The sequence below is a fragment of the Streptomyces sp. NPDC028907 genome (assembly GCF_055564995.1).
In genome coordinates, this window is record NZ_JBVHVE010000011.1 from 1 (window position 1) to 24,616 (window position 24,616).

Here is a 24,616-nt window from a genome sequence, read left to right on the forward strand (position 1 = left end):
TTGCCCGCCGAGGTGTCCGCGGAGCCTTCCTCGGACTGCTTGCCGCCGGAGCTGCTGGAGCATCCCGCGGCGAACAGGACGCCGGCCAGGGCGGTGGCGGTGAGAGCGGCGGCTCGGTGGTGTCTGTGCATGTCCCTTGCACCTCGCTGTGCTGATCAGGGTGGGTATGGGTGGTGCGGCCTTGGTGAAGAGGCCCTCGCCAGGCCTGGCGCAGCCGGCGAGCGATGCTGAGGGCGCCGTGTGCGGCGAGGAGATGTTGTCCACGGCAGCGGATGGGTGGGTGCTGCCCGATGTCACTAGAGCGCGTTACTAGCGCGCTCTAGGTGTCCGTACTATCGAACGCCTTCAAGGGGATGTCAATAGGTTTGTCAGGACGTATCGACAAGGCCAGAGTGTGGTCATGACTTTCAGCGGCCCGCTCATCCGGCAGCTCGCCGCCCTGGGCGGGCCCACGGTCATTGAACACACACGCCGAGATCCGACAGGCCTTCCGCGACTTCCGGGCCGCACCGCCACGAAGGCCGCCTGACCTTGCGGTCATGCGAAGGTCCCGTCCCCGCGGAAACGGCGCGCAGGGCAGGGTCGCCCGGTACGGGCGTGCGGGTCGAATCGATGCGACGGTCCGTGGCCGGTCCATGGGAGGGGTTGTGGCAGCCGTCCCGAAAAGGAGGGCGCCGCCCAGGGAGGCTGGACGGCGCCGGGAGGGCAGAACCTTTTCGCGGTGCGGTCAGGTGTCGCCCTGGCTGTCGCACAGGACGGCGCCCAGGACTTCATTGCCCTGCGTTCCCCGGCCCGGGAAGGTGATCAGGGTACCGGGAGCCGCCGTCCGGCAGGGAACCTCGGTTCCGTCCAGGTATGCGACTCTCAGGGTGTAGGTGCCGGAGCAGTCGTTGCTGGCGAAGGTGTAGCGCCAATCCACGGTGAGGCGCACGCAGTCGGGTGCCGCGGTCGGTTCCTGCGTCGAACGCGCCGCTTCCTGTGACGCGACCGCCTGGGGGGCGGCGGACGCCGCCGTGCCCGCGGTCGACGAGCACAGGGCCACTGTCATGGCTATGAAAGTTGAACGCGTTATCCGCATCATCGTGCTCAATCCCTTCGCTTCGTGAACGTGTGCGGTCAGCGTAGGAGGTGGTGAGGGGTGTGTGAAAACTTTTGCGGCAAGTTTCGCAAAATCATGGAATCCCTTTCACTGCTGGGTACTGGACCCTGCGACGCCATGAAACGGCCAGGTCAGGTCGGTCGTACCAGGACTGGAGGCGGCCATCGGTTCCGGCCGGAAGTTCGGGTGCGCGCGGCCGCATCGGTCGCGCGCACCGCGACAGAGCAGGACTGACACCTGCCACCAGAACGCCGTCGCCGGCGACCGGCGAAGACGGCGATGCGTCCGAAACTGAACGTGGCTCGCCCGGGATCCGCAAGAGGTGGACCGTGCAAAGGTGTTGGCGCACGGGTCCGGCGCAGCGTGGTGCTGCCCGGCGCCGTGATCCGCCCCGGTCAGGACATCGACTCGGCGGCGGTCCTGGAGAACGGACATGTGCAGCTGGTCGAGGACACCGCGGCCGTCATGGAAGGAACCCGTACATGAGCATGCCCCACTACGACGTCCTGGTGGTCGGCGGAGCCGGCGTCGACACCGTCGTGCGCGTCGACGCGCTGCGCATCCCGCCCGGCGACTCGCTGCACGTACCCCCGGTCCACGACTACGTGGCCCACACCGGCAACGGGGTCGCGCTCGGCTGGCACGCCCTGGGGCTGACCACGAAGTTCATCGACTTCCTCGGCGACGACCCGCAGGGCCACGCCGTACTCGCCGCGTACGCACGGCGCGGGCTCGACTTCAGTCACGTGGTGTCGCCGCACGGCACGCCACGCGGCGTCAACCTGGTCGACGCGCAGGGCCGCCGCTTCTCCTTCTACGACTCCCGGCACCCGGCGGACCTCCGCCTGCCCCGCGACTTCTACCTGCCGCACCTGGAGCGGGCACGCCATGTCCACCTCTCCATCATCGGGCACAACCGCGACCTCTACGAGGACATTCACCGACTGGGCCTGACCAGCTCCACCGACCTGCACGACTGGGACGGGCTCAACCCGCACCACCGCACCTACGCCCTCTCCTCCGACTACGTCTTCATGAGCGCCGCGGCCGTCCACGACCGCCTCGACGAGGTCCTGCACGGCATCGTCGACGAGGGCAGGGCCCGGTTCGTCGTCGCCACGGACGGCGCCGACGGCTGCCATCTGCTCGTGCGCGGCGAGTCGAAGGTGCGGCGCTTCCCCGCGGTACGGCCCGAGCGGCCGGTGGTCGACAGCAACGGTGCCGGCGACGCCTTCGTCACCGCCTTCCTGCACGCCCACTTCGAGGGCCGGTCGATGGACGAGTGCGTCCTGGCCGGGTCCGTGTCGGGAGCGTTCGCCTGTGCCAGTGCCGGCACCCACACCGAGTTCATCGACCTGCCCGGGCTGCGCGCGGCCTGCGCCCGCGTGAGCACGGCGGAGTGAGGGAGCGCCCCGGGCGCGCACCATCATGGCCCTTGGTCGTCGCGGAGGCTTCGGGGGCGCCGCTGACTCCCTCTGGGCCGAGCGGCTCCCTGTTTTCACCGGAAGGTGTCACCCGAGGAGCAGCTGGATCGCGGTCCCTCACGATCCTCGGAAACGTGGCGAGGAGAGGTCCGCGGCCGGCCGATGCCCGCTCGGCCGGTCATGTGACGACGAAGGGGCACGAGGGCATGACCCCTGCCAGGAACGCCGAAGCCGGCGAGGCCGCGGAAGCCGCCGAGGCCGCGGACACCATCGGACGTTCGTGATGGCGGGCGAGGACGACGAACCCGAACTGCAGGCCGATGCCGATCCGGCCCCGCGGTCGGATGTCCGGCTGGAAGAGATCGCCGCGCAGCTGCGGGAGCTGGCCACCGCCAAGGACCGGTTGCAGGGGCTGCTGGACGCGGTGTTGATGATCAGTCAGGAGATGCAGCTGCCCGCGGTGCTGCACCGCATCGTCACCACCGCCATGGATCTGGTCGGGGCGCGTTACGGGGCGCTGGGGGTGCTGGACGAGTCCGGGGAGCAACTGGGGCAGTTCATCACGGCCGGGCTGTCGGAGTCCGAGCGCGCCGACCTGTCGGGGATCGAGTTCCCGCGCGGGCGCGGGGTCCTGGGGCACATGATCCACCACCCCGAGCCCCTGCGGGTCGACGAGATCGCGTCCCACCCCGCCTCGGTGGGGTTCCCGCCCGGCCATCCCCGCATGCGGACGCTCCTGGGCGTTGCCATCAGCGTCCGCGGCACCATTTACGGCGACCTCTACCTGTCCGAACGCGCTGACGGCAGGCCCTTCGACCGCGACGACGAGGACATCGTCGTCGCCCTGGCCGGCGCCGCCGGCATCGCGATCGAGAACGTCCGCCTGTTCGAGCAGGTCCGCGACAGCGCCGAACACTTCCAGCGACTCCTGCTGCCCACCCTGCCCGACCTGCGCCCCTTCACCGCCGCGGTCATCTACCGCCCCGCGCTCACCCCCGCCCACCTCGGCGGAGACTGGTACGACGCCCTCTGGCTGCCCGACAACGCGTGTGCCGTCGTGATCGGCGACGTCGTCGGCCACGACATGAGCGCGGCCGCGGCCATGGCGCAGACCCGCAGCATGCTGCGCGCCCTGCTGTTCGACCGGCTCACCCCGCCCAGCAGCGTGCTCACCCAGCTCGACCGCGCTCTGCACGCCATCACCGATCTGCCCGTCACCACGGCCTGCCTCGCCCGCGTCGAACCCGCCGAGGACGGCTGGCGCCTGCACTGGAGCACGGCCGGTCACCTCCCCCCGCTGCTGATCGGCCCCGACCGGCACACGGAGTATCTCGACGCCGAGCCGGGCCTGCCGCTCGCGGTGGACACCGACCAGGACCGTCCCGACCATGTCCGCCCGGTGCCCGCCGGGGCCACCGTGGTCTTCTTCACCGACGGCCTCGTCGAACACCCCGACCGGCCCATCGACCAGGGCCTGGCCGAGCTCGCCGAACTCGCCGCCGACCACGCACATCTGCCGCTGGACGACTTCGTACGACACATCGCCGACCACCACCCCAGCGACGGCCACGACGACATCGCGCTCCTGGCCCTGCGCACCCCGCGCGACTGAGACGGTCAGGGGCGCGCCGACGCCGGGCCGGGCCGCTCACTCCTTGCCGCGGACGACCGTCACCGGGCAGTGCGCGTGATGCAGTACCGCCTGGCTCACCGAACCCAGGAGCAACCCGGCGAAGCCGCCGCGCCCTCGGGCGCCGACGACCATCAACTGGGCCTGCCCGCTGGCCTCGATCAGCGTCTCGCGGGGTTCGCCGCTCAGTACTTCCTGCCTGACCACAACGTCCGGATACCGCTCCGTGAAACCGGTGAGCGCCTCGGCCAGCAGCCGCTCCGCACTCTCCACACCGGTGCCGGGCGGTGCGTAGTCCGGCAGCCAGGCGTGCACGGCGTGGATCTCCGCCGTGCGCAACGCCGCCTCGGCGAAGGCGAACTCCACCGCCGACGCGCCCACGGGGGAGCCGTCGACGGCCAGCACGATCGGCCCGGTGCCCGTCGGTTCCTCGCGGACCACCATCACCGGGCACTCTGTGTGGGCGGCCAGGGACACCGCGGTCGAGCCCAGCAGCATCCCGACGAAACCGCCGAGACCCCGTGCGCCGACGACCACCAGGTCCGCGGCCCGCGACTCGGCACCCAGCACCTCCACCGCACCGCCCGCCACGACCGCATCGGTGACCTCCAGGCCGGGCGCCACAGCGCGGGCGTGCTCCGCCGCCTCACCCGTCAGCCGGTCGAGCGGCGCCGTGTCCGGCCGTGTGTACATCGGCCTGCCCGGCCAACTGAAGGCATGCACCACGTGCAGTCTCGCGCCACGCCACCGGGACTCCCGGGCAGCCGCTTCCACCGCGGTACGACACGACGCCGAACCGTCCACTCCGACGACCACGAGCTTCCCCACGGGACCTCCTCCAGCACCGGAGCACGACCCCCTCGCCTGTCCAAGGATCACTCCGGCGACAGACCGCTGCCACCCGGGACTTCGGACCTGCTGAATCGCACAACTGGTGACCAACGGCGTCCGGCACACCGCCGAGGAGTCCCGGCGGATGATGGTGAGGCAGGCGGCAGGCGGCAGGCGGGTTCGGCGCCGGCCGGGTCACAGGCGAAGATGGACCGCATGTCCGTGACATGTGGGTGGATGCGAGGGGCCGGGGCCCGGCCGACGGGGCCGTGCTGTGGCGCCGGGGAGGCGACGGCACGATGAGCACGCCGCTGTACCGACTGAAGGCCGAGTTCTTCAAGACGCTCGGTCATCCGGCCCGTATCCGCGTTCTGGAGCTGCTGAGCGAGCGGGAGTACGCCGTCGCCGAGATGCTGCCCGAGATCGGCATCGAACCCGCACATCTCTCTCAGCAGCTCGCGGTGCTGCGCCGGATGAACCTGGTCGTGACCCGCAAGGAGGGCTCGACCGTGTACTACTCGCTGACCAGCCCGCATGTGGCGGAGCTGCTGCGGGTGGCGCGCACGATCCTGTCCGGGGTGCTGGCCGGCCAGGCGGAACTGCTCGCCGACCTGCGGGACGGGCAGGCGGAGGCGGAACCCCGCCCGGGCGCCGACCCCTAGCCCGTCGCCGTTCAGGGCGGCGCCCACCGACGACTTCCCCTGCCCCGCACCGGGCATCAAGGTGCGGGGGCAGGGAAGGAAACGTCGGGCTTTCCTCAGAAGCCGGTGTCCTGGTCGAAGACCGAGCCGTCCTGGCCGAAGCCCGAAGCGTCCTGGCCGAAACCGGACTCGTCCTGGCCGAAGCCGGAGTTGCTCTGGCCGAAGTCGGGGGCGGCCGGAGAGTTGGGCCCGGCCTCGACTCCGATGCCGCCCGTCTCGTCGTGCTCGTCGGCGAGGGCCTGGCCCGCGCCTCCGAGCAGAACAGTGCCGGCGAACGCGACGGCGGCCAGCACGGTACGTGTACGCATGAGCGTCTCCTTCGGTAGGTGTGTGCTCGCCAGAGGTCTGCCGCCTGCCCTCGGGCGAGAAGCGCCGACGTCCGGACAAACACCCGAACAGGGGGCGCACATGGCACTACCGGCGGGGTGGGTCGGCACCAACCCGTGGTCGATCGCCGCCCCAAGCGGCCGCTACGGCACCGTCGTGATGGACATCGCGAACACGGCCGCGGCGCGCGGCAAGCTCTACCACGCCAGGGAGCGCGGCGAGCCGATCCCCGAGGGCTGGGCGGCCGACGCCGAGGGCGTGCCGACCACCGACCCGCGGCGCGCGATCGAGGGCCTGGTCCTGCCGATGGCCGGACACAAGGGGTACGTCATCTCCTTCATGTTCGACGTCCTGGCGGGCGTGCTGACCGGCAGCGCCTTCGGTCCGGCGGTCGTCGGCCCCTACCGCTCCACCGGCCGCAGCGGCGTCGGCCACCTGCTGATCTGCGTCGACATCCGCTCCATGGCCGACCCGGCGGAGTTCGGGCAGCGGATGGACACCCTGATCGAGGAGACCAAGTCCACCCCGACCGCGCCCGGCACCGCCGAGGTCTTCGTCCCCGGTGAGCCGGAGATCCGCACCGCCGAGCGCCTGCGCACCGAGGGCATCACGCTCGTCGACGACACCTGGGCCGCCCTCGCCCGCATCGCCGACGCCACCGGCGTGTCCATGCCCCTGCCCGCCCCCGCCCCCGCCCCCGAGGAGCCGCCCGCGTGATCGCCCTGACCGTCTTGCTCCAGGTCGTCCCCGGTTGCCGTGAGGACTTCCTCGCGGCCATCGAGGAGAACGCCGAGCGTTCCTTCACCGACGAGCCCGGCTGCCGCTACTTCGACGTCGTGTGCGACCTGGACGACGACCACCACTTCGTCTTCCACGAGATCTACGACGACGAGGCCGCCGTCGAGTTCCACCGCGCCGCACCCACTTCAAGGTCTGGCGCGAGGCCGCGGCGAGGTACGTCGTGCCCGGCAGCCAGGTCAACACGCTCTCCCGCCGCGTCTTCCACCACTCCTGAACGAAAGCCGCCCACATGTGCACCGAGCCCGCTGAGCCCCACCTGCTCGTCCACCCCGACGACGTCGAACGCTTCGACCGCGGCGGCGTAGCCACCCTCCCCCATGTCGGCAAATGGAACTCCGGGACGGCCGTCATCACGACCGGCCAGACGGTCTTCCAGCCCGGCACCGGCCTGCCTCTGCACAGCCACGACGTCGAGGAGTCCGTCCTGATCCTCGAGGGCGAGGCGACCGCGGAGATCGACGGCGAGTTCTTCGACCTGGAGGTCGGACAGGCCACCTGGGTGCCGGCCGGCACACCGCACCGGTTCCTCGACCGGGGCCGGGAAGGCATGCGGATCTACTGGGTCTACGGCGGCCGGGACGTCACCCGCACCATCACCGCCACCGGCGAGACCTTCGAGCACCTCTCCGCGCACGACAAGGGAGGAGCACCCACCGCATGAGCCGCACCATTCGGATCCCCGGTGCTCGGCGAAGTCGGAACCGCGTTCAGTGGGGCATGTCGTCGAGGGCGGTCGACACGCTCGTCACGGCCGGCGGCTCGGCCGTGTACAGCACGACCGAACCATCGGGCAGGTCGGCCTCGGTCACTCGGCGGAATCCCGCGGCCTCCAGGGTGCGTTGGGTCTCGGAGTCGTTCTCGGCCGGTGCGGCGATGATGCGGCGGCAGCGGGGGTCGGCGGTGAAGAGGGCGGAGAGGAGGCTGCGGAGCAATTCGGTGATGGGGGCCGTCTCTGTCGGAGGGGTGACGGAGAGGATGAGGTCATGGGCGCCGAAGGGGTAGCAGGCGCGCAGCGGGTGGTGAGGTACGCGGTGGATCTCCAGGCGGACGGCCGGCCCGGCGTCGCAGGTGGCGGTGTGGACGCGGGCGTTGCCACGGGAGACGTCGGCGGACGCAGTGGTCGGCCGCAGAGTCCAGCCCGCGGCGCGCAGTGGCAAGGAGGGCACCGGTGGGGCGTCGAGGACGAGGGTCATGACGGGGCTCCGTGGTTGTGTGGGCGGCCCGGCCCGCGTGCGGCAAGGCCCGGTGAGGGGATGGGTCAGTGGGCCGAGGTGGTCTGCTGCTCGACCCAGCGTCGGAGTTCGGCCTTGGCGAGCTTGCCGCTGGCGTTGCGAGGCAGGCGCTCGGCGATCAGGACTCTGGTGGGGAGCTTGTAGCGGGCCAGCTCCCGCCCCGCGAAGTCGCGGACGTCGGCCACCGTGGGCTCGGTGCCGGGCTCACAGGTGAGGACGGCGAGCACTGTTTCGCCCCACTTGGGGTCGGGGACGCCGATGACCGCCGCCTCCAGGACACCGGGGTAGGCGTCGAGGACCCGTTCCACCTCGGCCGGATAGACGTTCTCCCCACCACTGATGATCATGTCCTTGAGGCGGTCGACGATGTAGTAGAGACCGTCTTTGTCCCGGTGGGCGATGTCACCGGTGTGGAACCAGCCGGCGTCGTCGAAGGCGGCGCGGGTGGCGTCCGGGTTGTTCCAGTAGCCGGGGGTGACGTTGGGGCCGCGTACGCAGATCTCGCCCCGGGCGTCGACGTCGTGGATCCTGGCGCCCGTGCCCGGGTGGGTCAGACAGACCTCGGTGTACGGCATGGCGGTGCCGGCCGATCCGGTCTTCTCCAGGGTGAGCCCGGCCGGCAGATAGGTCGCGAAGGGCGCCGTCTCGGTCAGCCCCCAGGCCTGCTGGAGCAGGACGCCCCGCTCGGCGTAGTCCCTGATCAGCTGCGGCGGCACCGGGGCACCCGCGACGATGGCCGCCCGCAGCGCGGAGAGGTCGGCCGTGGCGAAGCCGGGCACGCGGGCCACGGCGGCGTACATGGCCGGGACGGCGAAGAAGCTGGTCGCGCGGTACCGGACCAGGTCGTCGAGGCACTGCTCGGGGTCGAAGCCGCGGCGCAGCACGACCGTGCCGCCGCGCAGCAGGGTGCGCAGGGTGAGGGCGTTGAGGCCGCCGATGTGGAAGAGCGGGGCGACGGCCAGGTTCACGTCGTCGGCCCGGGTGTCGACGACGCTGTCGACATTGACCGCGTTCCACCAGATGTTGCCGTGGGTGAGCATCACACCCTTGGGCCGCCCCGTCGTGCCGGAGGTGTACATGAGCATCGCGAGGTCGGCTTCGTACAGGGTGGCACGCTCCCGACCGGGCCGGGCCACGCCCAGCAGCTCCGACAGCGGGGTCCAGGGCGCGGGGGGCGTCTCCGTCGCCGGGCACGCGGGGTCGGTGTCGACCAGGAGGTGGCGGCGGGCAGGCACCTGACTCAGGACCGACTCCACGAGTTCACGGTGGCCCTCCTCCACCACCAGGGTGTGGGCGCCGCTGTCGACCAGGATGTGCTGCACCTCGTCGGCCGCGAGCCGGAAGTTGACCGGGACGAAGACCGCACCGAGGTGGGCCGCCGCGATGAACGTCTCGAAGAAGGTCACGCTGTTGAAGCCGAGGTAGGCGATCCGGTCACCGCGGCGCAGCCCCTGCTCGGCGAGTGCGGCGGCGAACCCGGCCGCGGTGTCGCCGAGCCGGGCGGCGGAGATCTCCCGCCCCTCGTACACCAGGGCGTCGGCGGTACGCGACCGGGCTCTGCGGTTCAGCGCCGTGGCGGGGCTGATGTCGACGGCGGCCATGCGGCGGCTCCTTCGTTGGCTGTCGAGCGGACGGACCGGGGCGGGTCAGAGGCCGGCGCCGCCGGCGGGCGTATGGAAACCACGGACGGCGATGCCGCCGTCGGCGGGGATGACGGCTCCGGTGACGGTGCCGCTGTCGGCGCGGGAGGCGAGCAGGACGTACGGCCCGGTGAAGTCCTCCGGCTCCACGCTGGAGTCGTACAGGGGGATGAGCGGCGGCTGCTGCCGGCCCGACGCCTCGTTGCGGGCGAAGGACGCGGCCAGCGTACGGTCCTGGAGGCCGAGGCTCTCCGGTCCGCGCAGCTGGGTGCGCATGCCGCCGACGGCGACGCCGTTGACGCGGACCCTGGGTGCCAGCTCGTAGGCGAACTGGCGGAGCAGACCGAGGCAGGCGTGCTTGCTGGCGGTGTAGAGCGAGCCGCCGCCGTCGGTGTGGAAGGAGGCGTTGGACAGGGTCATCACGATGCTCCCGCGCGTGGCGACCAGCTCCCGCCAGGCGGCCTCGACGGCCAGGACGTAGCCCTTGACGTTGATGGCGAATATCTCGTCGAAGGCCTCGGAGAGTTCCTTGCCGGTGAGCCGGGTGACGCTGCGGTGGTAGTCCCAGATCCCGGCGTTCGGGACGAGGACGTCCAGCTTGCCGAACCGTCCGACCGTCGCCTCCACCGCCAGATGCAGATCCTCCGGGGACCGCACGTCACCCGGGACGGTCAGCACGCGCTCACCCAGGTCGCCCGCGGCGTCGACCACTTCCTGGAGCTGCGCGGCATCGCGGCCCAGCACCGTCACCCGCGCGCCCTCGGCGAGGTAGCGCAGGGCGACCGCGCGACCGATGCCGGAGCCGCCGCCGGTGATCAGGGCGACCTCGTCCGCCAGCCAGCCCATGGGTCAGTGCTCCTTGAGGAAGTCGGTGACCAGGCGCTCGAACTCCGCCTGCCGTTCCAGCTGCACCCAGTGCCCGCAGCCGCCGAAGACGTGCAGCTGGACGTGGCGGATCTGCTTGAGCATGAGCTGGGCGCCGTCGAGGGTGATGGTGCGGTCGTCGCGGCCCCAGAGCAAGAGGGTGGGCGCCTTGATCCTGTGGACGCGCTGCCACAGCGGGTCCATGCCGTGCCGCTTGGCGAAGGCCGCGTTGTAGGCGTGGTAGAAGGCGATGTGGGACTCGTCGAGGGACGCCTTGTAGCGGGCCTGCGCGGTGTCCGCCCAGCGCCTTGGCTCGGCGGTCATCACGCCGATGAAGTCCCGCATCTTCTTCAGGGTCGGGCCCTCGCCGTGGTAGTAGCGGAACATGGCCTTCTGGCCCTCGGTCGGGGTGGGCCCGAAGGGCAGCCAGCCGCCGCCGGGCGCCATCAGCACCAACTTCTCGACCCGCTGCGGGACCTCGAGCGCGATGCCGATCGCGGCGGCGCCGCCGAGACTGTTGCCCAGCAGGTGGAAACGGTCGATGCCGAGGGCGTCGAGGGTCTGCAGGACGGCGTCGACGGTGATCTCGGTGATGCTGCGGGCGTCGAGGTCGGCCTCGGTGGGGCGGTAGCTGCCGCCGAAACCGGGCTGGTCGGGAAGCACGACCCGCAAGTGCGGGGTCAAGGCGGCGAGATTCTGGTGATAGTTGGCCACCGCGCTGGCACCGGGGCCGCCCCCGTGCAACATCACCAGCACCGGGCCCTCACCGGCCTCGCTGACCGCGATGGGTCCGAGCGTGGTCTGCACGGTGTGCTCGACGAGCTTCACCTCTGTGGTCTGTTCAGTGGTCACGAGCGGGCTCCGGTTCACAGAAAGGTGCTGATGTTCTTGGCGAGCAGGACGTTCTGGTCGAGCAGGATGGTGCGGCGGGCGATCAGCAGCCGGCCGTCGCCCGGGTCACGGCGCAGGACGTCGGTGCGTCCGCCGGCGTACAGGTCGACCTCGCGTTCCAGGCGGTTGCGGTAGCAGAGGAAGGCGGACTCGGCGACGTACTCGCCCGCTTCCTCGCCCGCCCGGACGATGATGTTGGTGATCAGGTGCCGGGTCCGTGACGGCGGGTCCTCGGCCCAGGCCATGCCCGAGTCGAACCGTCGGATCCGCCAGGCCAGACTCGCCTTGGTCTCGTCGAAGATCGCCACCTCGCCGGGCCCCCCGTCGGCCAGGGCCTGCTGCCGCCGCAGCCGGTTGGTGCGCACCGGCGCCCAGTAGCGCAGATCGTCGGCGAACAGCTCCAGCCAGTCGGCGTAGCGGTGCTGGTCGAGGAGCTGTGCCTCGACGGCGTAGAGCCGCTGCACCTCGAAGTGGAGCCGGATGTCGGCGCCGATCACCGTGTCGGTGGCCTCGCCGGTGGGGTGAATGCTCATCGGTGGGTCCTCCTGCGGGCCGCGCCGGGTGGGTGACATTCCAGCGCGGAAGGCGCTGGATTCGGGAGCGGATGTGCCGCTGAACGGCACAGCGGCGGTTGCGGCAACGCCGTCCAGGGGCGCGGGGAACCGCGCGAGCGACCACCGGCGACCCGCACACGCCAACGGCACCGCACTCGGCAGACGCGTCAGCGCTTCAGCAGCCCGCGAAGATCCACGCTCTCGTCGCACAGAAGGGCCACGTCGACAGCGACGCCCCGGTCGACGATCCGCCGAGCAGCCTTGATGTCCCGAGGCTGATCAATGGCAGCCGCAGCAGCCAACCGGTCACCCCGCAGCCCGAACACGGTGAACGCACCAGTGTCCACAGCCCCGCGCAGCACCGTGCGCTCGGTGTCCGCCATGTTCCCGACCGCCTCCAGCCGCGAACCATGCCGGTCGGACCAGAACCAGGTGGCGCCCGCGTCAGGAACCGCGAGGCCCAGGATGCCGCGGGCTGCCGCCTCACCGTCCCGCTGCGCGGCCTCCCAGTGCTCGTGGCGTACGCGGTGCCCGTCAAGGCGGGCCACATCGCCGACGGCGAAAACGTGCGGGTGGGAGGTCCGCTGCCCCGGGTGGACGACGATGCCGTTGTCCACGGTCAGCCCGGCGGCCTCGGCGAGTTCGGTGGCCGGGCGGATGCCGATGCCGACCACGACCGTGTCGGCGGCCACGGAACCGCCGTAGCCGGAGAGGTGCACCACGAGGCCACCGGGGGCGCGCTCGATGCGCTCGACGCCCGCTGTCAGCACCTTGATGCCCTCGGCCGAGTGCCTGGAGTGCAGGGCGCCCGCGATCTCGTTCCCGACCACCGCGGCCAGCGGTACCGCAACCGGGTCGATCAGCGTGACGCGGCAGCCCAGAGCGTGCGCGACGGCCGCGGTCTCCGCCCCGACGAGCCCCGCCCCGATCACCGCGACCCGGGCCCCGGGCAGCAGCAGTTCGCGGAGGCGTTCGGCGTCCTCCCAGGTGCGCAGCACATGGACGGCGGGATCGTCGCCGCCGGGTACCGGCAACGCGCGAGGTGTACCGCCGGTGGCAAGCACGATCCGGTCGGCGGCGGCGCGCGTGCCGTCGGCCGGCTCCAGACCGCCCTCGCGGGGATGGATCGCCCGGACCGGGGTGTCGTCGCGGAGTTCGACGCGCTGCTCGTCGTACCACCGCTCGGGCCGCAGCAGGACGTCCTCACGGCGGGACTTGCCGAGCAGGACGTCCTTGCTGAGCGGCGGCCGGTCGTACGGCAGCCCGTGCTCGGCGGAGTACAGGACGAGCTCGCCGTCGTAGCCCCGGGCGCGAAGGGCGTCGCAGGTGGAGACGGCGGCCAGGCCCGCGCCGACGACGGCGATGCTGCGCGGGGCGCTCATCCGGCGGACTCCTCGCCGGGGTGCAGCCAGACCTCTCCGTCACGTACCTCGACCCGGTGGGTGCGCTGCGCGAGCGTGGCGGGCATGCACTGCGGTTCGCCGGACTTCAGGCAGAACCGGGCGCTGTGCAGCGGGCACTCGACCTCACCGTCCTCGATCCAGCCGTCGGCGAGGGACGCCTGGCCGTGGGTGCAGGTGTCGTCGAGGGCGTAGTAGGCGCCGCCGTCGTGGAAGACGGCGATGGCGTCGGCCTGGCCGGTGGTCTCGGCGGGCACCTTCAGCGCCTCGCCCTCCTCGATGTCGCCGACGGCGGCGACGCGCACAGCGCTGTTGGTCGTCATCGGGTGTCCTTCTCGTGCCAGGCGGGCGTGTTCATCAGGTCTCGCCAGCGGGCGTAGAAGCCGCGGGCCGCGCCGTCGCTGTAGAGGCGGCCGGTGGTACCGGGGTGGACGCCGTCCTCGGCCGAAAGACCCAGCCCCATCTGGTAGTTGAGGGTCATCGAGCCGGAGACGAAGCCGTGCGCGGTGGCCTGGACCTCGCTCCAGTTCTCGCCGTCGTCCTGCTCGAAGATGCCGGTCGGCCCGAACGTTCGCAGGTTGTAGACGCGTTGGGCGTCCTTCACCTCCTCCGGCATCGACCTGTCGACGAGCGTCCACGCCCAGACCTCCATCCGGTCCGGGCCCTTGGGGTGCCAGACCCGGATGGAGCCGTTGACGGGCAGATAGGAGAAGTTGGGGAAGACGGTGGCGTGTCCGGTGGTCATCGGGCCCTCGACCCGGGCGTCGCCGAGCCGTTCGCGCAGCGCCTCGTAGTCGTAGTAGCCGTGGACGACGCGGTCGTCGAAACGGCTCTTGGGATGGGTCGGGAAGCCGTGGCCGTGGCCCAGCGGGTCGGTGTACTGGCGGCCCGGCGTCTGCACGATCTGCGTCTTCGGCCCCTTGCCGGTGGGCGACATGACCATCAGGGCGGAGGCGTGCGAGATGTTGACGTGGTACCAGTCGGAGGCGAACTGCTCAGCGGCGAGCTTCCAGTTGCCCTCCAGCACCCACTTGTGCACCCCGCCGACGACCTCGGTGCCCTCCGGGTCGCGGTCGAGCATCGCGTCCATGTACCAGGTCATGCCGCCCAGCGCCTCGACCAGCGGGGGCGCGTCCGGGTTCCAGGTCGCGAAGACCAGTCCCTTGTACGTGTCGAGCTGCGCGACCTCGGTAAGACCCCACTGGTCCCGGTCGAAGTGGGCCGGATAGTCGTCGCCGTTGGGGACGTTGACGAGCTTGCCGGAGGTGTCGTACGACCAGCCGTGGTAGCTGCACGTGAACGCCTTCGTCGCGCCCGCGTCGGCTCGGCACACCCGCATGCCCCGGTGACGGCAGGCATTGAGGAAGGCCCGCAGCCTGCGGTCCCTGCCCAGGGTGACGATGACCGGGTCCTCGCCCATGTACGTGGTGAAGAAGTCACCGGGCTTGACGAACTGGCTCTCGTGCGCGAGGAACAGCCAGCTCGGAGCGAAGACGCGGCGCAGCTCCTGCCGGTACAGGGCGGTGTCACCGAAGATCGTGCGGTCGACGAGCCCGTGGTCGAGGTCGAAGTACGGGCCGACGTCGACGGCCGGCTCGGGCACGCGGGCGAGGCGGTCCACCGGTCGGCGGACGGGGGTGGATGTCATCGCTGGATCTCCTCGGACACCCCGGCCCCGGTGCCGCGCACCGAAGCGGTGGTGTCGTGTCGCTGCATGCGCCCAGCAGACGGCACCCGGGGACGGCCGGGCCAGCCGCTGTTCCGTGGTGCGGCACGACGGTGCCGGCGGCTCCGTTTCCGCCGTGCCGCACAGCGGCACATGCGTCCGCCAACCGGCCGGCGGGTCCCTACAGTCCCGGCGCAGTCCCCAGTTGTGTCCTGGATCACGCCGGATCAGGACCTGATCGGAAAGAGCCGCTCCATGTCCGAGACCACCAGCAACGCCGCACCAGCCGGCGCCGCCAGCCCCGCCGCGGCGCCCGCCGCGCGGAAGACCGACGTGTCCCGGGTCGCCATGGCCAGCCTGGTCGGCACCATGATCGAGTACTACGACTTCGCCGTGTACGGCACCGCGGCCGCGCTGGTGCTCGGCCCGGCCTTCTTCCCCTCCGGCAACGCCACGCTCTCCACGCTGGCCGCCTTCCTCACCTTCGCCGCCGCGTTCCTGGCCCGCCCGGTCGGCGTGGTGCTCTTCGGCACCATCGGTGACCGCGTCGGCCGCAAGCGGGCCCTGGTCCTCTCCCTGGTGGTGATGGGCGTGGCCACGGTCGGCGTGGGCCTGCTGCCGACGTACGAGACCGCGGGCTTCCTCGCGCCCGTGCTGCTGATCGTCCTGCGGTTGCTCCAGGGCGTGAGCATGGGCGGCGAGTGGGGCGGGGCGGTGCTGCTGGCGGCCGAGCACGCGCCGCCGGGGCGCAGGGCGCTGTTCGCGTCGATTCCGCAGGCCGGCCCGCCGCTCGGCTTCCTGCTGTCCAGCGCCGTGATCCTGCCGACGCTGGCCGTCGCGGGCAAGGACGGCTTCGCCGAGTGGGCCTGGCGCGTGCCGTTCCTGCTGAGCACCTTCCTGGTCGTCATCGGCCTGTGGGTCCGCAGCCGGGTCACGGAGTCCCCGGTGTTCCGCGAGCGCGTCGCGGAAGGCACCGAGGTCACCGCCGGCGCCGCCGCACCGCGGCCGCGCTTCCCGCTCGGCGCCCTGGTCAAGGAGTACCCCGGCCGGCTGCTGCTCGGGATCGGCACGGCGATCGGCGGCTCGGCGGTCTACTACCTGACGATCGTCTACAGCCTCTCCTACGGGCCGAAGGCCCTCGGCATCCCGCAGAACACCATGCTGACCGCCGCGAGCATCGCCGCGGCGGCCGGAGCGGCGGCCACCGTGCCCGTGGCGCGGCTGGCCGACCGGGTGGGCAGGCGTCCGGTGATCCTGGCCGGAGCCGTCGGGTGCGTGCTGTGGGCCCTGCCCATGTTCGGCTCCCTGCAGACCGGGAGCGGGGTGCTGATCAGTGCGGCCTTCACCGTGGGGCTGGTGCTGTTCACCCTGATGTTCGCGCCCATCGCGGCCTTCCTGCCGGAGCTGTTCCCGGCCCGGCTGCGCTACACCGGAGCCTCGGCGACCTTCATCCTCGCCAACACGCTCGGCGGCGGGTTCGCCCCGCTGGTCGCCACCTGGCTGACCGCGCACTGGCAGTCGCCGTACGTCCTCGGCGTCTACGCCGGCGGGCTGTGCCTGGTCAGCCTGGGCTGTGTCCTGGCCCTGCCCGAGACCAGGGACGGGGAGTTCGACCGCTGAGCCGGCGGTCACCGGAGCGCCCGCGATCCCCACCGCCGCCCGTCGTGCCGCCCCCGGCACGACGGGCGGCGCTGTTGTGTGCGCGCGGCCGGGGGTCCGTAGCCGGCCGCGTATGTCCCCGCCAACACCGGCTCCGTCCCCCCGAACACCGTGTCCGACCGCACATCGTGGGGGGAGACGAGGCGTTTACATTTTCATTGCCTGTCTCCTATGTTGGACGTGCGTCCACTTCGATGGTCGCCAGGTGCCTCATTCCCCGGAGCCCTCATGTCTCTTCCCGCCTCCCTGCCCGAGCCTGCCGAACCGTCCTGCCGGACGCCCGCCGCTCCCGACCAGCAGACCGCCGTCGACAAGGCGCTGGTCCTGCTGAAGTCGCTCGCCGAGGAGGACCGCGAGATCGGCGTCAGTGAACTCGCCCGTCGGGCCGGGCTCACCAAGTCCACCGCCTTCCGCCTGCTCGGCATCCTGCGGCGCAACGACCTCGTGGAACGGGTGGGGAGCAACTACCGGCTGGGCACCCAGCTCATCGACATCGGCAACCGCGTCTACGGCCCGACGCCGCTGCTGCTCCAGGAGCGACTGCTGCCCTACCTCGCGGATCTGTACGAACTGACGCACGAAACGGTGCATCTGGCCGTGCTGCGCGGCACCGAGATCGTCTATGTCAACAAGATCCACGGACACCGGGCCGCGCGCTCACCCTCCCGGATCGGCGCCCGGCTCCCCGCGTACTGCACGGGTGTCGGCAAGGCCCTGCTCGCCTTCGACCACGACGCCACCGAGGCGGCCGTCGCGGCGGGCCTGTCGGCGCGCACCGAGTACACCCTCACCGATCCCGGCAGCTTCCGCGCCGACCTCGGGCGCATCCGCCAGGACGGCATCGCCTACGACCGTCAGGAGGCCGTCCTCGGCCTCACCTGTGTCGCCGTGCCGATCCTGGGACCGGCGGGACGTCCGGTGGCCGCGCTCTCCGTCGCGGGCGCCGACCATCGCTTCGACCCCGCACGCTTTGCCCCGGCCCTGCGCCGGGTGGCCTACGCGGCGACACGGGTGGTCACCGCCGCCAAGGCGCGCCACACGGCGCCGCCCGGCCTCGACGGACTGCCCGCCGCCTGACCTCGGGTTGCGGTCCGTCGCCCCGGATCGCCACAGACTCGGCCCACCGCTCGGCCGTCAGCGCTGCCCGCCGCCATGGGTCCGGGCGATGTTCGTGCCGCCGGTACCGGGTTGCACACGCGGCACACTCACCACGATGTGCACCAGGCTCTCCCCGTCCAGTGACTCGTACACATGCGGCCGGTCGCCGGGGTACCGCACGAAGTCGCCCGCCGACAGTTCCACCGGACTGTCGGCGGGACCCACGCGCACCCGTCCGCTGATCACGTACAGATGCTCCAGAGTGCCCACCGGATGCGGCTCGGACGGCCGGCTCGCGCCCTGCGGAGCACGGCCGATGCGCACCAGGTAGTTCTCGATGACACCGGAGCCGTACACATGGTCGAGCGCGCGTGACTCGTATCCGCCGTTCTGCTCCCAGACCACGTCGTCGGCCCGCTGCACCGTCATGACCTGTTCCCGTTCGGCCACCAGCCTGGTGACCGGCACGCCGAGCGCGGCCGCGATGGAGAACAGCGTGTCCACCGTGGGATTGCCCGTACCCTGCTCCAGTTTCGACAGCGTCTGTTTCGCCAGCCCTGCCTGGCGGGCCAACTCGGCCAGGGACAGGCCGCGCTGCTCTCTGAGAAGGCGGATGTTGCGCGCCACCACGACGTTTCCTGAGGACACGGGACCACTTTAAGCACGCCGTGCCGCGGCCCCGGCCCCGGCCCGGCTCCCGCACCCCCCCCGCGACACCGTGGACCACGCCGGGCGTGCTGCACAGCGGCACACGGACTATGACCCGGTGCCCGGTCGGGGCGAACGTGCACACGTGCTAGCTGCAACCGCCATCTCCCAGAGCGCCACCGACCCGCTGTCGGGGCTGGTGCTGCGCGACGTCCCGGAACCCCGGCCGCGGCCCGGGTGGTCCCGGGTCCGTGTCGTGGCCTCCTCGCTCAACATGCACGACCTGTGGACCCTGCGGGGCGTCGGTCATCCGCCGGAGCGCCTCCCGATCGTCCTCGGCTGCGATGCGGCCGGGTACGACGAGGACGGCAACGAGGTGATCGTCCACCCGGTGCTCGGTGACCCGGACGCCGGCCGGGGCGACGAGACACTGGACCCGGACCGTGCGCTGCTGTCCGAGCGGCACGACGGCGCCTTCGCCGAGTACCTCACGGTCCCGACCCGCAACCTGGTCCCGAAACCGGCGTGGCTGTCGTTCGAGGAGGCCGCCTGTCTGCCCGTGGCCTGGACGACGGCCTACCGCATGCTGTTCACGCAGGCCCGGATCACCGCGGGCGACCGGGTGCTGGTGCAGGGCGCGGGCGGCGGTGTCGCCTCCGCCGCGATCCTGCTCGCGGTGGCCGCGGGCGCCGTCGTCTACGCCACCAGCCGCAGCGAGTCCAAGCGCGCCGAGGCCCTCTCCTGGGGCGCGCGGGCCGCGCTGCCCACCGGTGAGCGGCTGCCGGAACGCGTCGACGTCGTCGTCGAGACCGTCGGCGAGGCGACCTGGTCGCACTCCCTGAAGTCCCTGCGCCCCGGCGGCACACTCGTGATCGCCGGCGCCACCAGCGGCACCAACCCGCCCGCCGACCTGGGCCGGATCTTCTACCTCCAGCAGCGCATCCTCGGCTCCACCGGCTGCACCCGCGCCGAACTGGTCGCGATGCTGCGCATGCTCGACGCGACCGGCGCCCGCCCCGTGATCGACCGCGTGCTTCCCCTCACCGACATCCACCAGGGCTTCCAGCTCATGATCGACGGCGGCCTCACCGGCAAGCTCGTCATCCACCCGCCGGCTCCCCGGAGTTAAGGAGCACCACCATGACCGCAGCCGCCGTCGGGCTGTCCCACTCACCGCTGATCGGCAGGAACGACCCCGAAGCCGAGGTGCTGGCCCGGGTCGAGAAGGCCGTCGACGCCGCGAAGGCATTCATCTGCGACTTCGCCCCGGAGCTCGTGGTGCTGTACGCGCCCGACCATTACAACGGCTTCTTCTACAAGGAGATGCCACCGTTCTGCCTGGCCACCGAGGCACACGCGGTGGGCGACTTCGGCTCGCAGGCCGGCCCGCTGTCGGTCGACACCGACGCCGCCAAAGCCCTCGCGCAGGGCGTCCTCGACCGCGGCGTCGACCTCACCGTCTCGGCCCGGATGACCGTAGACCACGGCTTCGCGCAGCCCCTCGAAGTGCTCTTCGGCGGCATCGACCGCGTCCCCGTCGTCCCCGTCTTCGTCAACGGCGTCGCCACCCCGCTGGGCCCGGTCAGCCGCATCCGGGCGCTCGGCACGGCGGTCGGGGAGGCCGCCGCCGCCCTCGACCGGCGCGTACTGTTCCTCGCCTCCGGAGGCCTCTCGCACGACCCGCCCGTACCCGTGCTCGACGGCGCGCCGCCCCGGGTCGCCGACGCTCTCGTCGAGGGCCGCCCCCCGACCCCGGAGCAGCGCGCGAAGGCAGAGCAGCGGGTCGTCCGGGCGGGCCGCGACTACGCCGCCGGATCGACCGCCATGACCCCCGTCAACCCCGCCTGGGACAACCGTCTCCTCGACCACCTGGAGAAGGGCGAGCTGGCCGAGTTCGACTCCTGGACCGTGGCCGGGATGGCTCAGGAGGGCGGCGGCTCCGCGCACGAGGTCCGCAGCTGGATCGCCGCGTTCGCCTCCCTCGCCGCCACCGGCCCGTACGCGATGACGTCCCGCTTCTACGAGCCGATCCCCGCGTGGATCGCCGGGTTCGCCGTGGCGACGGCGCGCAGGAGGTGACCGGCGCGGCGAGCCGGCAGGTGAACCTGCGAAGCCTTACGGGAGCCCCGGAAATACTCGGCTGCGACCGAGGTCGACCCACCCATAGGATCCTCGTTCGAGGCGCTGACACGGCGCCCTGCCGACCGCCGGCACTCAACGGACCGAGGATGCGTGGCGCAATGAGCAGCCGACTCTTCGCAATCTCCTTCGACGCGCACCACCCGGAGCATCTGGCGCAGTTCTGGTCAGGTGTCCTGGGCCTGGAGAAGGCCGGGGATTCCGACGACGGCGTCACCCTGCTGTCCGGGAACGACGCCGGCTACCGCCTCGCCTTCCGTACCTCCCAGGCGCGGAAAGTCGACCAGAACCGGCTGCACTTCGACCTGACCAGCTCCTCCCCGAAGGACCAGCAGGAGACCGTGGCCAGGGCGCTCGACCTCGGCGCGCGGCACGCCGACGTCGGCCAGGGACCGGACGCCTCCCATGTGGTGCTCGCCGACCCCGAGGGCAACGAGTTCTGTGTCATCGAGTCGGGGAACAACTTCCTCTCCGGCTGCGGCTTCATCGGAGCACTCGCCTGCGACGGTTCCCAGTCCGTGGGGTACTTCTGGAGCCGGGCGCTGGGCTGGCCCCTGGTCTGGGACCAGGACGAGGAGACCGCGATCCAGTCGCCGCACGGCGGTACGAAGATCACGTGGGGCGGTCCGCCGCTGATGCCGGATCCCGGCAAGGACCTGCACTTCGAGCTCGCGCCGGACGACGATCAGCAGACAGAGGTCGAGCGACTCCTCTCCCTCGGGGCGAAGCGCCTCGACTCAGCTCAAGGACGGGACGGCGCGGTGCTGCTGGCCGACCCCGACGGCAACGAGTTCCGCGTGCTCAGGCGTCGTTGAGGAATGCGGCCTGAGGTAGGAGCACGAGGCTGTGAGGGCGCGGCATCCTGAACTGATCGACCTCGTTCTCGCCGTCCGTGTCGCTGATGCCCCAGCAGTTCAGTCGCTTCCCCGGACGATGTTGTCGTCGGGCCCGCCCCTCGACTGAACGCCGTCCCCGTCCACCGCCATGGCACGTATGCAGGTCTGGATCTCGCGTCCACGCAGCCGGCGGGCCCTCGCCCACCCCGTCTCGGGTCGACGTACGGTGCTCGCCTTCCTGACCTGCGTAGTCATGGCGTTTCATCTTCCTTCTGATCCGGTGCCCATGGTTCGGCTCGTGCGACTGCTCTCGCCCACATGAGGTACCACTGCCGAGTCCCCGCTCGCCCCGTTCAGAAACCCGCGGCGGTCCGCACGGCCCGTTCCGGTCGTGCGGACCCCGCGGGCTCCTCCCGTCTTCAGGTGCTCTGTTGCAGTCTGCGCAAGGACGCGACCAGCTGGTCCACTTCGTCGGAGGTGTTGTAGAGGGCCAGCGAGGCGCGTGCCGCCGAGGCCAGTCCGTAGTGGGCGAGCGCTGGTTGGGCGCAGTGGTGGCCCGCGCGGACGGCGATGCCGTCGTGGTCGAGCCAGTCGGCGACGGTGGCGGGGTCCTGCCCGGCGAGGGTGAAGGTGAGGACGGCGATGCGGTCGGGCGCCGAGCCGATCAGGTCCAGGCCGGGGACCGTGGCGAGGGCCTGGAGCGCGTAGGCCATGAGTCCTTCCTCGTAGGTGGCGACGGCCTCCCGGTTCAGGGACGTCAGCCAGTTCAGGGCGGCGAGCAGGCCGATGACTCCGGAGATGTGACCGGTGCCGGCCTCCATCCGGTGCGGGGCGGGTGCGAACGTGGTGTGGCCGAAGGCCACGGACTCGATCATGTTGCCGCCGCCCTGCCACGGTGCCAGACCCGGGAGGAGATCCGGCCTCACGTACAGGGCGCCGATGCCGGTCGGCGCGAACAGTTTGTGGCCGGAGAACGCGTAGAAGTCGGCGTCCAAGTCCTGTACGTCGACGGGGAAATGAGCGACGGCCTGAGCGCCGTCCACCAGGACCTTGGCACCGTATCGGTGGGCCAGTGCCGTCATCTCCTTGACCGGCGGGACGGTGCCGAGGACGTTCGACGCGTGGCTGATCGCGACGAGTTGGGTGCGGGAGGAGAGCAGATCGGCGTATGCGTGCTGGTCGATCTCCCCTTCGGGTGTCAGTGGGACGGGCACGACCCGGGCCCGGGTCTCCTTGGCGATCATCTGCCACGGGACGATGTCCGAGTGGTGTTCGAGGACGGGGACGAGGATGTCGTCCCCGGGCCCGAGGTTGGCCCGGCCCCAGCTCTGCGCGACCAGGTTGACCGCCTCCGTGGTGCCGCGCACGAAGACGATGCTGGCCGGATTCGGCGCGCCCAGGAAGTCGGCGACCGCGGCCCGGCCGGCCTCGTAGGCCTCGGTGGCCTCGCGGGCCATGGTGTGCGCCCCGCGGTGGATGTTGGAGTTGGCCGCGCCGTAGTACGCGGCCAGCGCCTCGATGACCTGGCGGGGCTTCTGGGTGGTGGCCGCGTTGTCGAGCCAGACGAGCGGGTGGCCGTTGACGGTCCGGTGCAGGATCGGGAAGTCGTGGCGGACGAACTCCGCGGTGAACGCGGCCGGTTGGCGCGGGAGAGCGACGGCGGAGTCCGTGGGGGAATCGATGCCCGGCACGGGCTGCGCCGGGATGACGGGGCCCGTCGACCGGGCCGTGACGTCAGGCGTAGTCATGGTACTTGGCCACCTCGACGTTCTGGAGTACGGCGATTGCGTCGTCCACCAGCACGGCGGTGTTGAAGTAGGCCGTCATCAGGTAGGACGTGATGCCCTTCTGGTCCATGCCCATGTTCCGCATGGACAGACCGGGTTCGATCTCGTCCGGCACGGCGGCCGGGCGCAGTCCCACGACGCCCTGCTCGGCCTCACCGGTCCGTATCAGCAGGATCTCCGTCGTGTCGGCGGCCTCGCCCGAGCCGTTCGGGCACGGCACCTTGTCGGACGGCAGGAGCGGCACTCCTCGCCAGGTCAGCAGCGGGCTGCCGAACCGGCTGTCCGTCACCGGCGGCACACCCCGCCGCGTACACTCCCGGCCGAACGCGGCGATGGCCCGCGGGTGCGCCACGAAGTAGGCGGGCTGCTTCCACACCCTCGCGAGCAGCTCGTCCAGGTCGTCCGGGGTGGGGGCGCCGGTCCGGGCCTGCGCGCGTTGACCTGCCGGGACGTTGTGGAGCAGGCCGAAGTCGGGGTGGTTGAGCATCAGGTTCTCCTGGCGCTCGCGCAGGGCCTGGACCGTCAGGTTGGCCTGGGTCCGCGTCTGGTCCATCGGCCCGTTGTAGAGGTCGGCGACGCGGGAGTGCACCATCATCCGCGTCTGGGCGAGCGTCATGTGGTACTCGCGCGGCGCGTCCTCGTAGTCGACGTAGGTGCTCGGCAGGTCGACCTCACCCGTATGACCGCCGCTCAGGTCGATGGGTGCCTCGGTGCCGGGTGCGGGCGTCCCGCCCGCGGTGTACGACTCCACCGCGCCGCGCAGCGCCTCGTCGCGCTCCGTGAGACGGGCCAGCGCGGAACGCTCGGCGCGCAGGGCGACACCGGGAGTGACGGCCTTGACGGCGTACGGCATGGGCTCGTCCCGGGTCCACGCCGCCAGGTCGAAATACTGTCCGTCGCCGACGACCTGGATCAGCGCCTCGTCGCCGTACCGCCCGGCCGCGCGCTTCTCGGCGCGACCCCGGACGATCACCCACAGGTGCTCGGCGGGGTCGCCCTCCTGGACCAGCACCTGCCCGGCCTCGAAGCTCATCTCGGTGAAGGCGTCGGCGAGTTGGGACAGGAGTGCGTCGTCGGACTCGCGCAGATACGGGATCTCGCGTAAGTCGCCCTGAACGACTCGGGGACTTCCGCCGTCGCTGTGGCTGCTGATGCGGTCGTCGCCGAGGACGTAGGTGCGGCGCCGGTTGACTCGGTACACACCGGATTCGACATCGACCCACGGCAGGGCGCGCAGCAGATAGCGCGGGGTGATTCCGCGCATCTGCGGGGTCGTCTTCGTGGTCGTCGCGAGCTGCCGAGCGGCCTCGGGGCCGAGGCTGATGCGGTCGGTCGTCATGGGTGCCTCCTCAAGTGGACTGTTCCGGGAGCGGACTTCCGCAGGAGCGA

The 24,616-nt window shown here is 71.4% G+C and carries 27 protein-coding genes; 12 read left to right on the forward strand and 15 right to left on the reverse strand.

Features of this window, described 5'->3' with window-relative positions:
- Positions 1–727: 727 nt before the first annotated feature.
- Entirely contained in the window at positions 728–1,048 is a 321-nt protein-coding gene (locus ACZ4UU_RS30085; RefSeq protein ID WP_471906523.1) for an alpha-amylase, read from the reverse strand.
- A 414-nt stretch (positions 1,049–1,462) separates the two neighbouring features.
- Between ACZ4UU_RS30085 and ACZ4UU_RS30090 the strand changes: the two genes are divergently transcribed.
- The 3 genes from ACZ4UU_RS30090 to ACZ4UU_RS30100 all read left to right on the forward strand — a co-directional run bounded on the left by ACZ4UU_RS30090 (position 1,463) and on the right by ACZ4UU_RS30100 (position 4,135).
- Positions 1,463–1,585 carry a hypothetical protein gene (locus ACZ4UU_RS30090; RefSeq protein WP_471906524.1) on the forward strand — a complete coding sequence of 41 codons (123 nt, stop codon included), beginning with the start codon at positions 1,463–1,465 and terminating at the stop codon, positions 1,583–1,585.
- Positions 1,582–2,502, forward strand: coding sequence for a carbohydrate kinase family protein (locus ACZ4UU_RS30095; protein ID WP_471906525.1), 921 nt, complete (start codon positions 1,582–1,584; stop codon positions 2,500–2,502). Before ACZ4UU_RS30090 ends, ACZ4UU_RS30095 begins: the two co-directional genes overlap by 4 nt.
- Before the next feature lie 304 nt (positions 2,503–2,806).
- Positions 2,807–4,135, forward strand: coding sequence for a PP2C family protein-serine/threonine phosphatase (locus tag ACZ4UU_RS30100; RefSeq protein ID WP_471906526.1), 1,329 nt, complete (start codon positions 2,807–2,809; stop codon positions 4,133–4,135).
- 36 nt (positions 4,136–4,171) lie between these two features.
- Here ACZ4UU_RS30100 and ACZ4UU_RS30105 read toward each other — a convergent pair whose 3' ends face one another.
- Complete coding sequence (locus tag ACZ4UU_RS30105) at positions 4,172–4,981, reverse strand: universal stress protein (protein ID WP_471906527.1); 810 nt, start codon at positions 4,979–4,981, stop codon at positions 4,172–4,174.
- Between the two features lie 302 nt (positions 4,982–5,283).
- On the opposite strand from ACZ4UU_RS30105, the gene ACZ4UU_RS30110 reads away from it, so the two are divergent.
- The gene (locus ACZ4UU_RS30110) at positions 5,284–5,646 is read left to right on the forward strand and encodes an ArsR/SmtB family transcription factor (RefSeq protein WP_471906528.1); all 363 of its coding nucleotides are present in this window, start codon (positions 5,284–5,286) and stop codon (positions 5,644–5,646) included.
- Between the two features lie 95 nt (positions 5,647–5,741).
- Here ACZ4UU_RS30110 and ACZ4UU_RS30115 read toward each other — a convergent pair whose 3' ends face one another.
- Positions 5,742–5,993 carry a hypothetical protein gene (locus ACZ4UU_RS30115; RefSeq protein WP_471906529.1) on the reverse strand — a complete coding sequence of 84 codons (252 nt, stop codon included), beginning with the start codon at positions 5,991–5,993 and terminating at the stop codon, positions 5,742–5,744.
- 100 nt (positions 5,994–6,093) lie between these two features.
- On the opposite strand from ACZ4UU_RS30115, the gene ACZ4UU_RS30120 reads away from it, so the two are divergent.
- From ACZ4UU_RS30120 to ACZ4UU_RS30130, 3 genes are read left to right on the forward strand one after another with little or no spacing between them, the layout of a single operon-like run.
- Positions 6,094–6,729 carry an Ldh family oxidoreductase gene (locus tag ACZ4UU_RS30120; protein WP_471906530.1) on the forward strand — a complete coding sequence of 212 codons (636 nt, stop codon included), beginning with the start codon at positions 6,094–6,096 and terminating at the stop codon, positions 6,727–6,729.
- Positions 6,726–7,118, forward strand: coding sequence for a putative quinol monooxygenase (locus ACZ4UU_RS30125; protein ID WP_471906531.1), 393 nt, complete (start codon positions 6,726–6,728; stop codon positions 7,116–7,118). The genes ACZ4UU_RS30120 and ACZ4UU_RS30125 overlap by 4 nt, the downstream gene beginning before the upstream one ends.
- Positions 7,043–7,474: a cupin domain-containing protein gene (locus tag ACZ4UU_RS30130; protein ID WP_471906532.1), complete on the forward strand. Its 432-nt coding sequence runs from the start codon at positions 7,043–7,045 to the stop codon at positions 7,472–7,474. Before ACZ4UU_RS30125 ends, ACZ4UU_RS30130 begins: the two co-directional genes overlap by 76 nt.
- 46 nt (positions 7,475–7,520) lie before the next feature.
- Here ACZ4UU_RS30130 and ACZ4UU_RS30135 read toward each other — a convergent pair whose 3' ends face one another.
- The 8 genes from ACZ4UU_RS30135 to ACZ4UU_RS30170 all read right to left on the reverse strand — a co-directional run bounded on the left by ACZ4UU_RS30135 (position 7,521) and on the right by ACZ4UU_RS30170 (position 15,042).
- Positions 7,521–8,006 (reverse strand): GNAT family N-acetyltransferase, encoded by a 486-nt coding sequence (locus tag ACZ4UU_RS30135; RefSeq protein WP_471906533.1) that lies wholly within the window; start codon positions 8,004–8,006, stop codon positions 7,521–7,523.
- Between the two features lie 65 nt (positions 8,007–8,071).
- Entirely contained in the window at positions 8,072–9,646 is a 1,575-nt protein-coding gene (locus ACZ4UU_RS30140) for an acyl-CoA synthetase (RefSeq protein ID WP_471906534.1), read from the reverse strand.
- A gap of 45 nt (positions 9,647–9,691) precedes the next feature.
- Positions 9,692–10,531, reverse strand: a complete 840-nt coding sequence (gene hcaB, locus ACZ4UU_RS30145; RefSeq protein ID WP_471906535.1) for a 3-(cis-5,6-dihydroxycyclohexa-1,3-dien-1-yl)propanoate dehydrogenase — start codon at positions 10,529–10,531, stop codon at positions 9,692–9,694.
- A 3-nt stretch (positions 10,532–10,534) separates the two neighbouring features.
- Positions 10,535–11,401 (reverse strand): alpha/beta fold hydrolase, encoded by an 867-nt coding sequence (locus ACZ4UU_RS30150; protein ID WP_471906536.1) that lies wholly within the window; start codon positions 11,399–11,401, stop codon positions 10,535–10,537.
- Positions 11,402–11,415: 14 nt separating this feature from the next.
- Positions 11,416–11,973, reverse strand: coding sequence for a 3-phenylpropionate/cinnamic acid dioxygenase subunit beta (locus ACZ4UU_RS30155; protein WP_471906537.1), 558 nt, complete (start codon positions 11,971–11,973; stop codon positions 11,416–11,418).
- A gap of 188 nt (positions 11,974–12,161) precedes the next feature.
- On the reverse strand, positions 12,162–13,376 hold the full coding sequence (locus ACZ4UU_RS30160) for an NAD(P)/FAD-dependent oxidoreductase (RefSeq protein ID WP_471906538.1): 1,215 nt from the start codon (positions 13,374–13,376) through the stop codon (positions 12,162–12,164).
- Positions 13,373–13,717, reverse strand: coding sequence for a bifunctional 3-phenylpropionate/cinnamic acid dioxygenase ferredoxin subunit (locus tag ACZ4UU_RS30165; RefSeq protein WP_471906539.1), 345 nt, complete (start codon positions 13,715–13,717; stop codon positions 13,373–13,375). The genes ACZ4UU_RS30160 and ACZ4UU_RS30165 overlap by 4 nt, the downstream gene beginning before the upstream one ends.
- Positions 13,714–15,042 (reverse strand): aromatic ring-hydroxylating dioxygenase subunit alpha, encoded by a 1,329-nt coding sequence (locus ACZ4UU_RS30170; RefSeq protein WP_471906540.1) that lies wholly within the window; start codon positions 15,040–15,042, stop codon positions 13,714–13,716. The genes ACZ4UU_RS30165 and ACZ4UU_RS30170 overlap by 4 nt, the downstream gene beginning before the upstream one ends.
- A 273-nt stretch (positions 15,043–15,315) precedes the next feature.
- Between ACZ4UU_RS30170 and ACZ4UU_RS30175 the strand changes: the two genes are divergently transcribed.
- Entirely contained in the window at positions 15,316–16,680 is a 1,365-nt protein-coding gene (locus ACZ4UU_RS30175; protein ID WP_471906541.1) for an MFS transporter, read from the forward strand.
- Between the two features lie 267 nt (positions 16,681–16,947).
- On the forward strand, positions 16,948–17,796 hold the full coding sequence (locus ACZ4UU_RS30180) for an IclR family transcriptional regulator (protein WP_471906542.1): 849 nt from the start codon (positions 16,948–16,950) through the stop codon (positions 17,794–17,796).
- A 57-nt stretch (positions 17,797–17,853) separates the two neighbouring features.
- Here the strand turns inward: ACZ4UU_RS30180 and ACZ4UU_RS30185 are convergent, their stop codons facing one another.
- Entirely contained in the window at positions 17,854–18,465 is a 612-nt protein-coding gene (locus ACZ4UU_RS30185) for a helix-turn-helix domain-containing protein (RefSeq protein WP_471906543.1), read from the reverse strand.
- A 145-nt stretch (positions 18,466–18,610) separates the two neighbouring features.
- Here ACZ4UU_RS30185 and ACZ4UU_RS30190 point away from each other — a divergent pair, with 145 nt between their 5' ends.
- The 3 genes from ACZ4UU_RS30190 (at position 18,611) to ACZ4UU_RS30200 (ending at position 21,419) form a co-directional block, all read left to right on the forward strand.
- Positions 18,611–19,594: a zinc-binding dehydrogenase gene (locus ACZ4UU_RS30190; protein WP_471906544.1), complete on the forward strand. Its 984-nt coding sequence runs from the start codon at positions 18,611–18,613 to the stop codon at positions 19,592–19,594.
- 11 nt (positions 19,595–19,605) lie between these two features.
- The gene (locus ACZ4UU_RS30195; protein WP_471906545.1) at positions 19,606–20,544 is read left to right on the forward strand and encodes a 3-carboxyethylcatechol 2,3-dioxygenase; all 939 of its coding nucleotides are present in this window, start codon (positions 19,606–19,608) and stop codon (positions 20,542–20,544) included.
- Between the two features lie 161 nt (positions 20,545–20,705).
- Positions 20,706–21,419: a VOC family protein gene (locus ACZ4UU_RS30200; RefSeq protein WP_471906546.1), complete on the forward strand. Its 714-nt coding sequence runs from the start codon at positions 20,706–20,708 to the stop codon at positions 21,417–21,419.
- A 99-nt stretch (positions 21,420–21,518) separates the two neighbouring features.
- Here the strand turns inward: ACZ4UU_RS30200 and ACZ4UU_RS30205 are convergent, their stop codons facing one another.
- From ACZ4UU_RS30205 to ACZ4UU_RS30215, 3 genes are all read right to left on the reverse strand, one after another.
- On the reverse strand, positions 21,519–21,695 hold the full coding sequence (locus ACZ4UU_RS30205) for a hypothetical protein (RefSeq protein WP_471906547.1): 177 nt from the start codon (positions 21,693–21,695) through the stop codon (positions 21,519–21,521).
- Between the two features lie 164 nt (positions 21,696–21,859).
- Positions 21,860–23,188 carry a SufS family cysteine desulfurase gene (locus ACZ4UU_RS30210; RefSeq protein ID WP_471906548.1) on the reverse strand — a complete coding sequence of 443 codons (1,329 nt, stop codon included), beginning with the start codon at positions 23,186–23,188 and terminating at the stop codon, positions 21,860–21,862.
- The gene (locus tag ACZ4UU_RS30215) at positions 23,175–24,566 is read right to left on the reverse strand and encodes a family 2B encapsulin nanocompartment shell protein (protein ID WP_471906549.1); all 1,392 of its coding nucleotides are present in this window, start codon (positions 24,564–24,566) and stop codon (positions 23,175–23,177) included. Before ACZ4UU_RS30215 ends, ACZ4UU_RS30210 begins: the two co-directional genes overlap by 14 nt.
- Between the last annotated feature and the right edge of the window lie 50 nt (positions 24,567–24,616).